Raw genomic sequence first — 12,870 nt, forward strand, 5'->3', positions numbered from 1 at the left:
GATTTAGTTTGTAGCCGGGTATTCCTGAATCGTTACCTGCAGCGTCAACTGCTTGTCATCACGCATCACGACAACAGAGATAACCGAACCAGGGCGAATCTCTGCCACCTGGTCCATGGTCTCCAGCGCAGATACCGCCGGTTTGTTATTGACCGAAATAATCAGATCGTTAACCTGAATTCCAGCCTGTGCTGCCGGACCGTCTGGGGCTACTTCGTTAACTACAATCCCCTGAATTTGATCCATCCCGCCGCCCTGGGCGTGCAGTGGCGCAATTTCGCGACCGCTGATGCCGATGTAGCCACGAATCACGCGCCCGTCACGAATCAGCTTATCCATGATTTTGGTTGCCAACTGAAACGGAATAGCAAAGCCGATCCCTTCCGGGGTTTCGCCATCGTTGCTCTTATCAAATGACAGCGTGTTAATACCCATTAACTCGCCCAGCGAGTTGACCAACGCGCCGCCGGAGTTGCCGTGGTTGATGGAGGCATCCGTTTGCAGGAAGTTTTGCCGTCCAGTCGGGTTCAGGCCAATACGACCGGTGGCGCTGATAATCCCCTGAGTGATGGTTTGCCCAAGGTTGTACGGGTTACCAATGGCGAGGACGACATCGCCGATGTGCGGCACGCGTTTGTTATTAATTGGAATTGTCGGCAGTCCGCCAGTCGCGTTGATTTTCAGCACCGCAAGATCGGTTAACGTATCAGAACCCACTAGCAGCGCTTCGAATACACGCCCATCCTGCAACGCGACGATGATTTGGTCGGCATCATTAATGACGTGCTTATTGGTAATGATATAGCCGCGCTGATCCATGATAACGCCTGAGCCGAGTGTGCGGATCTCAAGCTGGTTATGTGCTGTGCTGTTCATACTACGGTTATAAACGTTAACGACGGCAGGCGCTGCACGGCGAACCGCCGGGTTATAGCTGGCGGGCGTTTCATCTGCACTGTCGAACTGTGGCGCGGTAAGCGTATTTATTTTTCGCAGAGAGGGCATCGCGGCCAGCAGAATAGCGCCGACGATTAAACCAATCGCGACCGAACGTAAAAGCTTCACAAACATGATGGCGGCGTCATTAATAAAGGGAACGGCAGCAGCATATCACGAGTTTACCGGACATCACACGGGGGGCTGATGTCCGGTTGCATGCGTTAACGCAGGAGCAGGTAAATACTCTCGTTACCACGCACTACCTGCAGAGCAATGATCGACGGTTTCGTTTCCAGCACTTTACGCATTTCGGCGATCGAGTTTACACGATCGCGGTTAACGCCAATGATAACGTCATCTTTATGCAGACCGGCCTGCGCGGCTGGGCTACTTTTTTCAACGTTATCAATTTTGATGCCTTTGGTGCCGTCTTTAAGCTGACCGTCACTGAGCGTAGCCCCTTGCAACGCAGGAGCAATCATCTCCGCGCTGGCGGACGATGATGTACTGGTATCCAGGGTTACTTCAACCTCCAGCGGTTTACCGTTACGCAGCAGGCCCAGTTTGACTTTGGTCCCTGGTTCGGTTGTCGCGATGCGTGAACGCAGTTCGGCGAAGCTGTTGAGCGGTTTGCCGTTGAGGCTGGTAATGACATCACCAGACTTCACACCTGCTTTTGCGGAGCCAGAGTTAGGCAGAACCTCGCTGACAAACGCGCCGCGCTGCACGTCCAGTTTGAACGCTTTGGCGATATCGGCAGTCATTTCGGTGCCTTTAATTCCCAGCAGACCACGTTTGATTTCACCAAACTGCATCAGTTGCTGCGCCAGCGTGCGTGCCATATTGCTCGGGATCGCAAAACCAATACCGATGCTACCGCCGCCGGGGGCCAGAATCGCGGTGTTAATGCCAATCAGCTCACCATTGAGGTTTAGCAACGCGCCGCCGGAGTTACCCCGGTTGATGGAGGCATCGGTCTGAATAAAGTTTTCCAGACCTTCCAGGTTCAACCCGCTGCGACCCAAAGCCGATACGATGCCGGAGGTGGCCGTTTGCCCCAAACCAAACGGGTTACCCACGGCCACCGCGAAATCACCGACGCGGAGTTTGTCGGAGTCGGCAATGGCAATTTGCGTCAGGTTGCTGGGGTGTTGAATTTGCAGCAGAGCGATATCGCTCTGGTCGTCGCTGCCGATAAGCTTAGCGTCGAACTCACGGCCATCGTTAAGCTGGACGCTGATTTTTTGCGCCTGATTGATGACGTGATTATTGGTCAGGACGTAGCCTTTGGCGGCATCAATGATGACCCCGGAACCCAGCCCTTCAAAAGGTTGTGCAGGTTGATCGGGAAGTTCATCACCAAAAAACTTTTTGAACTCTTCCGGGACTTTCTGCCCCTGAGCGGCGGTGCCTTCGACCCTTACGCTCACCACGGCAGGTAACACTTTCTCCAGCATCGGGGCGAGGCTGGGGAGCGCAGCCTGACCGGGAACCTGGCCGGGAATCGACGCTGCGGCTGGGAATGGCGCCGAGAGAGTTAACCCGACACTTAACGCTAATGCACTCAACAGCTGGGTGTGTTTTTTCATGGATCCTGCTCTCGTACCTTGAGTAAACGGAAGATGATTCAAAACAGTTTGATGTTATTGAATTTTCGGTTTGGTCACAATGAGGCTAACGACTAAATAATAGCTGGGACAGGAAGAGAAGCGGAGGGCGCAATTGCTGCGCCCAATAAATTTCTTAACGATGTGCAGTTAGTCGCGCTTTGCGCCACTACGCAGCAGGCCAGATGCGCCTTCAGAATAGTCACGCGGCATCTGAACCGGCGCCTGATCGTTACCCGCTTCGGACTCTGCCAGACGATTACGGAACGGATTATTTTCCGGTGACATACCCGGCAGCAGGTTGCTGGAGCTTTTCGCCATATGCTGGTAGATCTGACGATAATCGTCCGCCATGTTATCCAGCAGTTCAGCGCTGCGGGCAAAGTGGCTCACCAGCTCTTCGCGGTACTCTTCCAGCTCAGCTTTATTTTTTTCCAGTTCGTACTGCAATGCCTGCTGTTGGCGTAATTTACGATTACCAAAACGCATGGCTACAGCACCAATAATGATACCGACGACTAACCCAATTAGCGCATATTCCCAGGTCATGAACATCTCCCGTTGTCTTGTGTTTCCGTAGGGTGTTGGCTTTAGGCTCCATGCCTGCGCCTGATTATGCCACTATAACCGCTAATCCCGTAGAAGTGGAATCCCGTGTTTATATCACGTAATGTAGAACGGCCTTTTTTTCGTCAACCGTGAGCGACGGCACATCGATTCTCAAGGAATAACAATAACATCATGCAAAGCCTTTCCCCGACATCGCGTTACCAGCAAGCCCTCAAAGACGGCAGTCATCAGCCCGACAACGTACAACAAGAAGCAGTGAATCGACTGGAAACAATTTTCCAGGCGCTTTCGACGCCAGCACGTCCTGCGCCGCAGGAGAGCGGACTGATGGCGCGTTTTGGCAAATTGCTGGGAAAGCGTGAGTCACCGACCAACGCGCCAGTGCGTGGTCTGTATATGTGGGGCGGAGTCGGGCGCGGAAAAACGTGGCTGATGGATCTGTTCTTCCATAGCCTGCCGGGCGGGCGTAAACAGCGTTTGCACTTTCACCGTTTTATGCTGCGTGTCCATGAAGAGCTTACGGCCCTGCAGGGGCAGAGTGATCCGCTGGAAATCATTGCCGACCGCTTTAAGGCTGAAACGGACGTGCTGTGCTTTGACGAATTTTTTGTTTCTGACATCACCGACGCCATGCTGCTCGGCGGTCTGATGAAGGCGCTGTTTGCCCGTGGTATTACGCTGGTGGCAACCTCCAATATTCCGCCTGATGAGCTGTATCGCAACGGTTTGCAACGCACGCGTTTTCTTCCTGCCATTGATGCCATCAAACAGCATTGTGACATCATGAATGTCGATGCTGGCGTCGATTATCGTCTGCGCACCTTAACGCAGGCGCATTTGTGGTTGTCGCCACTGAATGAGGAAACCCGCCAGCAGATGGACAAGCTCTGGCTGGCATTAGCGGGAACGAAAGGTGAACACGCTCCGACGCTGGAGATCAATCATCGTCCGATGCAGACGCTGGCCGTCGAAAACCAAACGCTGGCGGTGTCGTTCACCACGCTCTGTGTCGATGCGCGTAGTCAGCATGACTACATTGCGCTATCGCGTCTTTTTCATACGGTGCTGTTGTCTGATGTGCCGGTCATGACGACGCTGATGGAGAGCGAAGCGCGGCGTTTTATCGCACTGGTGGATGAGTTCTACGAACGCCACGTTAAGCTGGTGGTCAGTGCGGCCTCACCACTTTATGAAATTTATCAGGGCGAGCGTCTGAAGTTTGAATTTCAGCGTTGTTTGTCGCGTTTGCAGGAGATGCAAAGCGAAGAGTATCTGAAGCGGGAACATTTAGCCGGTTAAACCTGCTGCAAATCACATAAAGGGGTCGATCTTTGACCCTGACTTCTCTATAATCTTGCGACCCCACGTTACGAGAGAGTTTTTTTCCCAAAACTTTCTATGCGCCGGCATAGGCTATTCGAAGGGGTAGGTTTGCTGGACAATGTCGTGTGAACCTCAACTGACAAAACGTTTGGGTGTTCACCAACGTGTAACTTATTTATTTGGGTAAGCTTTTAATGAAAACTTTTACAGCTAAACCAGAAACCGTAAAACGCGACTGGTATGTTGTTGACGCGACCGGTAAAACTCTGGGCCGTCTGGCTTCCGAACTGGCTCTGCGCCTGCGCGGTAAGCACAAAGCGGAATATACTCCGCACGTAGATACCGGTGATTACATCATCGTTCTGAACGCTGACAAAGTTGCTGTAACTGGCAACAAGCGTACTGACAAAGTGTACTATCACCACACCGGTCACATCGGCGGTATCAAACAAGCGACCTTTGAAGAGATGATTGCTCGCCGTCCTGAGCGTGTGCTTGAAATCGCGGTTAAAGGCATGCTGCCAAAAGGCCCGCTGGGTCGTGCTATGTTCCGTAAACTGAAAGTTTACGCTGGCAACGAGCACAACCACGCGGCACAGCAACCGCAAGTTCTTGACATCTAATCGGGATTATAGGCAATGGCTGAAAATCAATACTACGGCACTGGTCGCCGCAAAAGTTCCGCAGCTCGCGTTTTCATCAAACCGGGCAGTGGTAAAATCGTAATCAACCAACGTTCTCTGGAACAGTACTTCGGTCGTGAAACTGCCCGCATGGTAGTTCGTCAGCCGCTGGAACTGGTCGACATGGTTGAGAAACTGGATCTGTACATCACTGTTAAAGGTGGTGGTATCTCTGGTCAGGCTGGTGCGATCCGTCACGGTATCACCCGCGCTCTGATGGAGTACGACGAATCCCTGCGTGGCGAACTGCGTAAAGCTGGCTTCGTTACCCGTGATGCTCGTCAGGTTGAACGTAAGAAAGTCGGTCTGCGTAAAGCACGTCGTCGTCCTCAGTTCTCCAAACGTTAATTGTACTCTGCTTCGGCAGACAACAATTTGCGAAAAAACCCGCTTCGGCGGGTTTTTTTATCGTTACTGCTCTCCGTATAACCACGGTAATCCGCTGATTGCCACCTCTTTTTCCCCATTTCAAGAATCGACTCACCACAAAGGTCACAAAATCTGGTAAACTATCATCCAATTTTCTGCCCAAATGTCCGGTATCGTTCATTTTTTGTTTGTATTTTGAACAGTAATGGCTTTCCCGAATATGGGTGACATCACTTCTGGCTGGCCACTTAGTGGCTGGTAGCAGTAAAAATTCTGAATATACCTGGAGGTTTTCATGGCTGTCGCTGCCAACAAACGTTCGGTAATGACGCTGTTTTCTGGTCCTACTGACATCTATAGCCATCAGGTCCGCATTGTGCTGGCTGAGAAAGGTGTTAGTTTCGAGATTGAGCATGTGGAGAAGGACAATCCACCGCAGGATCTGATCGACCTCAACCCGAATCAGAGCGTACCGACACTGGTGGATCGTGAGCTGACCCTGTGGGAATCTCGCATCATTATGGAATACCTGGATGAGCGCTTCCCGCATCCGCCGCTGATGCCGGTTTACCCGGTTGCGCGTGGTGAAAGCCGCCTGTACATGCAGCGTATTGAAAAAGACTGGTACACGCTGATGAACGTCATCGTGAACGGTTCTGCTTCTGAAGCCGAAGTCGCGCGTAAGCGTCTGCGCGAAGAATTGCTGGCAATTGCACCAGTATTTGGCCAGAAACCTTACTTCCTGAGCGATGAGTTCAGCCTGGTAGACTGCTACCTGGCGCCGCTGCTGTGGCGTTTACCGCAGCTGGGCATTGAATTCAACGGTGCAGGTTCGAAAGAACTGAAAGGGTACATGACTCGCGTCTTTGAACGTGATTCTTTCCTGGCTTCTCTGACTGAGCCTGAACGTGAAATGCGTCTGGGCCGGGGTTAACCTGTATGGATTTGCCACAGCTAACACCACGCCGTCCGTATCTGCTGCGCGCATTCTATGAGTGGTTGTTAGACAACCAGCTTACGCCGCACCTGGTGGTGGATGTGACGCTTCAGGACGTGCAGGTTCCTATGGAATATGCGCGTGATGGGCAAATTGTTCTGAATATCGCACCGCGTGCGGTGGGTAACCTGGAACTGGCTAACGATGAAGTGCGCTTTAACGCGCGCTTCGGTGGTGTGCCGCGTCAGGTTTCTGTACCGCTGGCGGCAGTTCTGGCAATTTATGCTCGTGAAAATGGCGCCGGTACTATGTTCGAGCCGGAGGCCGCCTACGACGAAGATGTCGCCAGCTTAAATGATGACGACAACGACGCACCTGGTTTTGAGAGTGAAACAGTCATGTCGGTCATTGATGGCGATAAGCCTGACAATGGCGACGACAACGATCCGGATGACACTCCGCCGCCGCCTCGCGGTGGGCGTCCAGCGCTACGCGTAGTGAAATAAAAAAACAGGCCCTTTGGGGCCTGTTCTGTTTGTGCACAGAAAACCCCCAGCTAGGCTGGGGGTTCCGGAAAGCTTTCAGCTTTGGGCCAGTTATTAAAACCCCTTTTGATTTGTTAAAACACATTGCGGTCTGGCAACTGCAAATGTTTAACAAGAAATCAAAAGGGGGTCCCAATGGGGGACGAAAAGAGCTTAGCGCACACCCGATGGAACTGTAAATATCACATAGTTTTTGCGCCCAAATACCGAAGACAAGCATTCTACGGTGAGAAACGCAGGGCGATAGGCAGCATCTTAAGAAAGCTGTGTGAGTGGAAAAACGTGCGGATCCTGGAAGCGGAATGCTGTGTAGATCATATTCATATGCTTGTGGAAATCCCACCCAAAATGAGCGTATCCGGCTTTATGGGGTATCTGAAAGGGAAAAGCAGTCTGATGCTGTATGAACAGTTTGGGGATATGAAATTCAAGTACAGGAATAGAGAGTTCTGGTGCCGGGGATACTACGTAGATACGGTGGGTAAGAACACGGTGAAGATACAGGAATACATAAAGCACCAGCTTGCAGAAGATAAAATGGGTGAGCAGTTATCGATCCCTTATGCGGGTAGCCCGTTTACGGGCCGTAAGTAACGAAGTCTGATGCAAATGTCAGATCGTATGCGCCTGTTAGGGCGCGGCTGGTAACAGAGCCTTATAGGCGCATCCGAAAAACCTCCGGCTATGCCGGAGGATATTTATTTTCTGCCTTCGGGATCAGTAAAACAGCGTGATGGTGACTATCATATTGACCACAAATCCCACCGCCATCGGGATGGCCGTACGTTTTACCACCTCAAAGGGCGATACGCCCGCAATACCTGATGTCACCACAATGACCGCTGTAATGGGGGATACCGCCCGGGCCAGCGTAGTAGCAAAATGCATCGGCATAATCATCACTACCGCAGGAATATGTAGTCCGGCGGCAATATCTGGAATCAGGCTGGCAAAAGACATAAACGGCGCGTTACCTGACCCCATGACAATCGCACAGGCGGCAATGACCACGGCCATGATGATCATCACGCCGATACCGCCAAGGCCGGAATGCTCTGCACCTTTTATTACAGCGTCGACAGTCCCGATAGTCGTCAACCCTTTCGCAAAGATCTCACCGGCGACCACCAGCGTGACAACGTTGGCAAACTGGGTTCCCATGCCGTCAAAGAAGGCCTGCACGTCATCCATCGTTTCGCGCAGATTATGTTTATGCAGGAACTCGACAAACATCGTCAGCGTCATGCTCATCAGCATGACCACCACCAGATTCAGCTCTGTTTTCATTAACCCCATATGTGCCAGGGCAAGCGAGCCCAACATCAGAAGCAACGGCATGACGGGTAGAATGGCGTAATAGAGAGGTGGCACGTTTTCCAGCGTCTTTTGTTCAGCGAATCCGTTGCTTTCCGGGAATGCTTTTTTATCAAACTGCCGCTGAACGAAAAAATGTGCAATAGCGACGGCGACGATAACGCACGATGCGACGGGTAACTGATAGTGAAAGAAGTAGGTAGCGATTTTCATGCCCGCCACCTGCGCGGCAAAAATAGAGTTGGTTTCCAGAATGCCCCATTCAATTGACATTGAAGTGGCAATGACCGCCACCGCGGATAAACGGCTCACGCCAAGACTGACCAGCGTCGGGAACAGCGTCACCATCAGCAGCATGCCTAACCCGGAAGCGCTGGTGATGAACTGCGCCATGATCTGACCAATCACATAGGTGGCGGCAAGAACAACATAGGGTGAGCGGATTAGCTTAAGCGGGCGGCTTAACAGGCTAACCATCGCTCTGCTGGCCCCCATCCTGTCCATATAACGGGCATAACCACCTACCGCCATGATTGATAACCCTAGTCCGGCCGCCCGATTGGAAAGCATACGCAGAATTTCGTTGTAAATATCGACCAGTAGATAGCCGCTGCTCTTGTCGTTAGCGACCAGCGCGCCGTAGCCTAGCCAGACGCCGCAGATCATCAGGAAGATCCCCGCGGCTGCCAGCACTACCTGCGGTTTGTAGTTTTTGAGGATCAGGTAACCCATCGTTAATAAAACGATGACAGAGATAATGATGCCGAACATTGTTTCACTCCATGCCAGAGAAGAAGATAAATCCGGTAATAACGCTGTTGTCCAAACGGATGTTATATTTTTTCGGGCGATTTTTATGGAGTGAATATCTTATTTTTAATTCGATGTTTAAATTATTTATCGTTATAAAATAGATGGTTATGATAATTTATCACGTTCATATTCATAAATTTCACGAAGCGAATATGATTGTTTTCAATTAAAGATTAGCTGAATGTTTTAGCGTAACAAAATATCCGGATGGGTTAGACCGCCAATAAGCCCGACAGTCTGATTGACCATCATTTCACCCTGCTTTCGATCCTGTGTTAGGATAAACCCGCTGTTATTTGTCACCACGACTTAGCTGAATGGGCCCTATGAACGCATTTGATTCGCAAGCTGAAGACTCTCCATCCACCATTGGCCGTAGCTTACGCAACCGTCCGCTGGCGCGTAAAAAGCTGTCTGAAATGGTTGAAGAAGAACTGGAGCAGATGATTCGTCGTCGGGAATTTGGCGAGGGCGAACAGTTGCCGTCTGAGCGGGAGCTGATGGCCTTCTTTAACGTGGGCCGTCCTTCTGTACGAGAAGCTCTGGCAGCGTTAAAACGCAAAGGTCTGGTGCAAATCAACAATGGCGAGCGCGCCCGCGTTTCGCGTCCTTCAGCTGATACCATTATCAGCGAGCTGTCCGGTATGGCGAAAGATTTCCTCGCGCATCCCGGCGGTATTGCCCACTTCGAACAGCTGCGACTGTTCTTTGAATCCAGCCTGGTACGATACGCCGCAGAACATGCGACGGATGAGCAAATCGACAGACTGGCGAAAGCACTGGAGATCAACAGCCAGTCGCTCGATGACAATACGCTGTTCATTCGCTCGGACGTTGATTTTCACCGCATACTGGCGGAGATCCCGGGCAATCCCATCTTTATGGCTATCCATGTTGCGCTGTTAGACTGGCTGATTGCCGCCCGTCCGACCGTGGCTGACCAAGAGTTATATGAGCACAATAACGTGAGTTATCAGCAGCATATCGCTATTGTCGACGCGATTCGTCAGCGCGACCCTGAGGAAGCTGACCGCGCACTGCAAGAACATCTCAACAGCGTTTCCGCTACCTGGCACGCCTTCAGCAAAAGTAAAAAATTGCGTAAGTAATCGCGATCCTGACGATCGTTTAGTGAGGCAGATCGCACTATAAGCGTTCTGTATTGTATTGCTGCTTATTTGATCTGGTATAACAGGTATAAAGGTATGCAGTCAGATAATACTAATCATCATCAGAGGTAGCTATGGCAAGAGATTTAAAAGGCGTAATGCCAGCGTTGTTAACCCCATTCGATAGCCAACAGCGACTGGACATTGAGAGCCTGCGCCGCCTGGTGCGTTTCAACATTGGGCAAGGGATCGACGGGCTCTATGTCGGTGGGTCTACGGGTGAGGCATTTGTCCAAAACCGCGCTGAGAGAGAGCAGGTACTGGAAATTGTTGCCGAAGAAGCGAAAGGCAAGGTGACGCTGATCGCTCACGTTGGCACAGTGAGTACCGAAGAGAGCCAACAGCTGGCGAGTGCCGCGCATCGCTACGGCTTTGATGCGGTTTCAGCCGTCACACCGTTTTACTATCCGTTCAGCTTTGAAGAGCACTGCGATCACTACCGCGCAATTATTGATTCCGCTGATGGCTTGCCGATGGTGGTCTATAACATCCCGGCGCTGAGCGGCGTAAAACTGACGCTGGATCAGATCAACACGCTGGTGACGTTGCCGGGCGTTGGTGCGCTGAAGCAAACCTCAGGCGATCTCTATCAGATGGAACAGATCCGCCGCGCTCACCCCGATCTGGTGCTTTATAACGGCTATGACGAGATCTTCGCTTCTGGTCTGTTGGCGGGCGCAGATGGCGGTATCGGTAGCACTTACAACATTATGGGATGGCGTTATCAGGGAATTGTGAAAGCGCTCAAAGAAGGCGACATCCGTACGGCGCAAAAGCTGCAAACCGAGTGCAATAAGGTTATCGATCTGCTCATTAAGGTTGGCGTGTTCCGCGGCCTGAAGACTGTATTGCACTATATGGACGTGGTTTCTGTTCCGCTGTGCCGTAAACCATTTGCCCCGGTAGATGAACAATATCTGCCGGAACTGAAAGCGCTGGCCCAGCAATTAATGCTGGAACGCGACTGATCGGACGCCGGATAGCACAATGCTTATCCGGCCTGCAAAAACAAGACTCGTAGGCCGGATAAGGCGAATCCGCCATCCGGCACCACAACGAAAATAAAGATCGTCGGGAGAGTAAAATGAGTACTTCTACCCAGAGCATCCCGTGGTATCGCCATCTCAATCGGGCGCAATGGCGGGCATTTTCCGCCGCCTGGCTGGGATATTTGCTTGATGGTTTTGATTTTGTATTAATCGCCCTTGTGCTGACGGAAGTACAAGGCGAATTCGGACTGACGACGGTGCAGGCGGCCAGTCTGATCTCGGCCGCTTTTATCTCCCGCTGGTTTGGTGGGTTAATGCTGGGCGCGATGGGCGACCGTTATGGACGCCGTCTGGCGATGGTCACCAGTATCATTCTGTTCTCTGTGGGGACGCTGGCCTGCGGCTTCGCGCCGGGCTACACCACCATGTTTATCGCCCGCCTGGTTATCGGTATGGGGATGGCTGGTGAGTACGGCTCCAGCGCAACTTATGTTATTGAAAGCTGGCCCAGGCACCTGCGAAACAAAGCCAGCGGCTTCCTGATTTCCGGCTTCTCTGTAGGCGCAGTGATCGCCGCCCAGGTCTACAGCCTGGTGGTCCCGGTCTGGGGGTGGCGCGCGCTGTTCTTCATCGGCATTTTGCCGATTATCTTCGCCCTCTGGCTGCGTAAAAATATTCCGGAAGCGGAAGACTGGAAAGAGAAACACGAAGGCAAAGCGCCGGTACGCACGATGGTGGACATTCTCTACCGGGGCGAACATCGGGTTATCAATATTGTGATGACTCTCGCCGCCGCAACCGCGCTGTGGTTCTGCTTTGCAGGCAACCTGCAAAATGCGGCTATTGTGGCGGTCCTTGGCCTGATATGCGCGTTTATCTTCATTAGTTTTATGGTGCAAAGCAGCGGGAAACGCTGGCCGACGGGTGTCATGCTGATGGTGGTTGTGCTGTTTGCCTTCCTTTACTCGTGGCCGATTCAGGCGCTGCTGCCAACCTATCTGAAAACTGAACTGCTGTATGACCCTTCCACTGTCGCCAGGGTGCTCTTCTTTAGCGGCTTTGGCGCGGCGGTCGGTTGTTGCGTCGGTGGTTTTCTTGGCGACTGGCTGGGCACGCGTAAGGCCTATGTCTGCAGTCTGCTGGCTTCGCAGTTGCTGATTATTCCAGTGTTTGCGATTGGCGGCTCAAACGTCTGGGTACTGGGTTTACTGCTGTTTTTCCAGCAAATGCTCGGTCAGGGGATCTCCGGGATCTTACCAAAACTGATTGGCGGCTATTTCGATACCGACCAGCGTGCGGCGGGTCTGGGCTTCACCTACAACGTGGGTGCACTGGGCGGGGCGTTGGCACCGATCATCGGTGCGCTGATTGCCCAACGACTGGATCTGGGCACCGCGTTGGGATCGCTCTCTTTCGGCCTGACATTTGTGGTGATCCTGCTGATTGGTCTCGATATGCCGTCTCGCGTACAGCGCTGGCTGCGGCCTGAAGCATTGCGTACGCATGATGCCATTGATGGCAAACCGTTTAGCGGGGCCGTGCCGTTCGGCGGCGACAAAAGCACCATGGTGAAATCCAAAAGTTAATCCGTTTGCCCGGTCCTGCGCCGGGC

The 12,870-nt window shown here is 52.2% G+C and carries 13 protein-coding genes; 9 read left to right on the forward strand and 4 right to left on the reverse strand.

The window, feature by feature from the left end; all coding sequences use genetic code 11:
* Positions 1–3: 3 nt before the first annotated feature.
* The 3 genes from degS to zapG form a co-directional block, all read right to left on the reverse strand.
* The gene (gene degS / locus HV243_RS02315) at positions 4–1,071 is read right to left on the reverse strand and encodes an outer membrane-stress sensor serine endopeptidase DegS (protein ID WP_003025154.1); all 1,068 of its coding nucleotides are present in this window, start codon (positions 1,069–1,071) and stop codon (positions 4–6) included.
* A gap of 89 nt (positions 1,072–1,160) precedes the next feature.
* A complete protein-coding gene (gene degQ, locus HV243_RS02320; protein ID WP_016154708.1) occupies positions 1,161–2,528 on the reverse strand; it encodes a serine endoprotease DegQ in 1,368 nt (455 codons plus the stop codon).
* Positions 2,529–2,696: 168 nt separating this feature from the next.
* The gene (gene zapG / locus HV243_RS02325) at positions 2,697–3,095 is read right to left on the reverse strand and encodes a Z-ring associated protein ZapG (RefSeq protein ID WP_003025147.1); all 399 of its coding nucleotides are present in this window, start codon (positions 3,093–3,095) and stop codon (positions 2,697–2,699) included.
* Between the two features lie 192 nt (positions 3,096–3,287).
* Between zapG and zapE the strand changes: the two genes are divergently transcribed.
* From zapE to tnpA, 6 genes are all read left to right on the forward strand, one after another.
* The gene (gene zapE, locus HV243_RS02330) at positions 3,288–4,415 is read left to right on the forward strand and encodes a cell division protein ZapE (RefSeq protein WP_053390106.1); all 1,128 of its coding nucleotides are present in this window, start codon (positions 3,288–3,290) and stop codon (positions 4,413–4,415) included.
* Between the two features lie 218 nt (positions 4,416–4,633).
* The gene (gene rplM, locus HV243_RS02335) at positions 4,634–5,062 is read left to right on the forward strand and encodes a 50S ribosomal protein L13 (RefSeq protein ID WP_003025141.1); all 429 of its coding nucleotides are present in this window, start codon (positions 4,634–4,636) and stop codon (positions 5,060–5,062) included.
* A gap of 15 nt (positions 5,063–5,077) precedes the next feature.
* Positions 5,078–5,470, forward strand: a complete 393-nt coding sequence (gene rpsI, locus HV243_RS02340) for a 30S ribosomal protein S9 (RefSeq protein WP_003025138.1) — start codon at positions 5,078–5,080, stop codon at positions 5,468–5,470.
* A gap of 316 nt (positions 5,471–5,786) precedes the next feature.
* Positions 5,787–6,425, forward strand: coding sequence for a stringent starvation protein SspA (sspA, locus tag HV243_RS02345; protein WP_003025132.1), 639 nt, complete (start codon positions 5,787–5,789; stop codon positions 6,423–6,425).
* A 5-nt stretch (positions 6,426–6,430) separates the two neighbouring features.
* The gene (sspB, locus tag HV243_RS02350) at positions 6,431–6,934 is read left to right on the forward strand and encodes a ClpXP protease specificity-enhancing factor (RefSeq protein WP_016154706.1); all 504 of its coding nucleotides are present in this window, start codon (positions 6,431–6,433) and stop codon (positions 6,932–6,934) included.
* A 174-nt stretch (positions 6,935–7,108) separates the two neighbouring features.
* Complete coding sequence (tnpA, locus tag HV243_RS02355; protein WP_016155868.1) at positions 7,109–7,567, forward strand: IS200/IS605 family transposase; 459 nt, start codon at positions 7,109–7,111, stop codon at positions 7,565–7,567.
* A 123-nt stretch (positions 7,568–7,690) separates the two neighbouring features.
* On the opposite strand, the gene dcuC is transcribed toward tnpA, so the two are convergent.
* Positions 7,691–9,058 carry an anaerobic C4-dicarboxylate transporter DcuC gene (gene dcuC / locus HV243_RS02360; RefSeq protein WP_016154705.1) on the reverse strand — a complete coding sequence of 456 codons (1,368 nt, stop codon included), beginning with the start codon at positions 9,056–9,058 and terminating at the stop codon, positions 7,691–7,693.
* A gap of 359 nt (positions 9,059–9,417) precedes the next feature.
* Between dcuC and nanR the strand changes: the two genes are divergently transcribed.
* The 3 genes from nanR to nanT all read left to right on the forward strand — a co-directional run bounded on the left by nanR (position 9,418) and on the right by nanT (position 12,844).
* Positions 9,418–10,209 (forward strand): transcriptional regulator NanR, encoded by a 792-nt coding sequence (gene nanR, locus HV243_RS02365; protein WP_016154704.1) that lies wholly within the window; start codon positions 9,418–9,420, stop codon positions 10,207–10,209.
* 134 nt (positions 10,210–10,343) lie between these two features.
* Positions 10,344–11,237 (forward strand): N-acetylneuraminate lyase, encoded by an 894-nt coding sequence (nanA, locus tag HV243_RS02370; RefSeq protein ID WP_016154703.1) that lies wholly within the window; start codon positions 10,344–10,346, stop codon positions 11,235–11,237.
* Between the two features lie 116 nt (positions 11,238–11,353).
* Positions 11,354–12,844, forward strand: a complete 1,491-nt coding sequence (gene nanT, locus HV243_RS02375) for a sialic acid transporter NanT (protein ID WP_016154702.1) — start codon at positions 11,354–11,356, stop codon at positions 12,842–12,844.
* The last annotated feature ends 26 nt before the right edge of the window (positions 12,845–12,870 follow it).

The organism is Citrobacter sp. RHBSTW-00599 (assembly GCF_013784065.1).
GTDB classification, from domain to species: Bacteria; Pseudomonadota; Gammaproteobacteria; order Enterobacterales; family Enterobacteriaceae; genus Citrobacter; species Citrobacter braakii.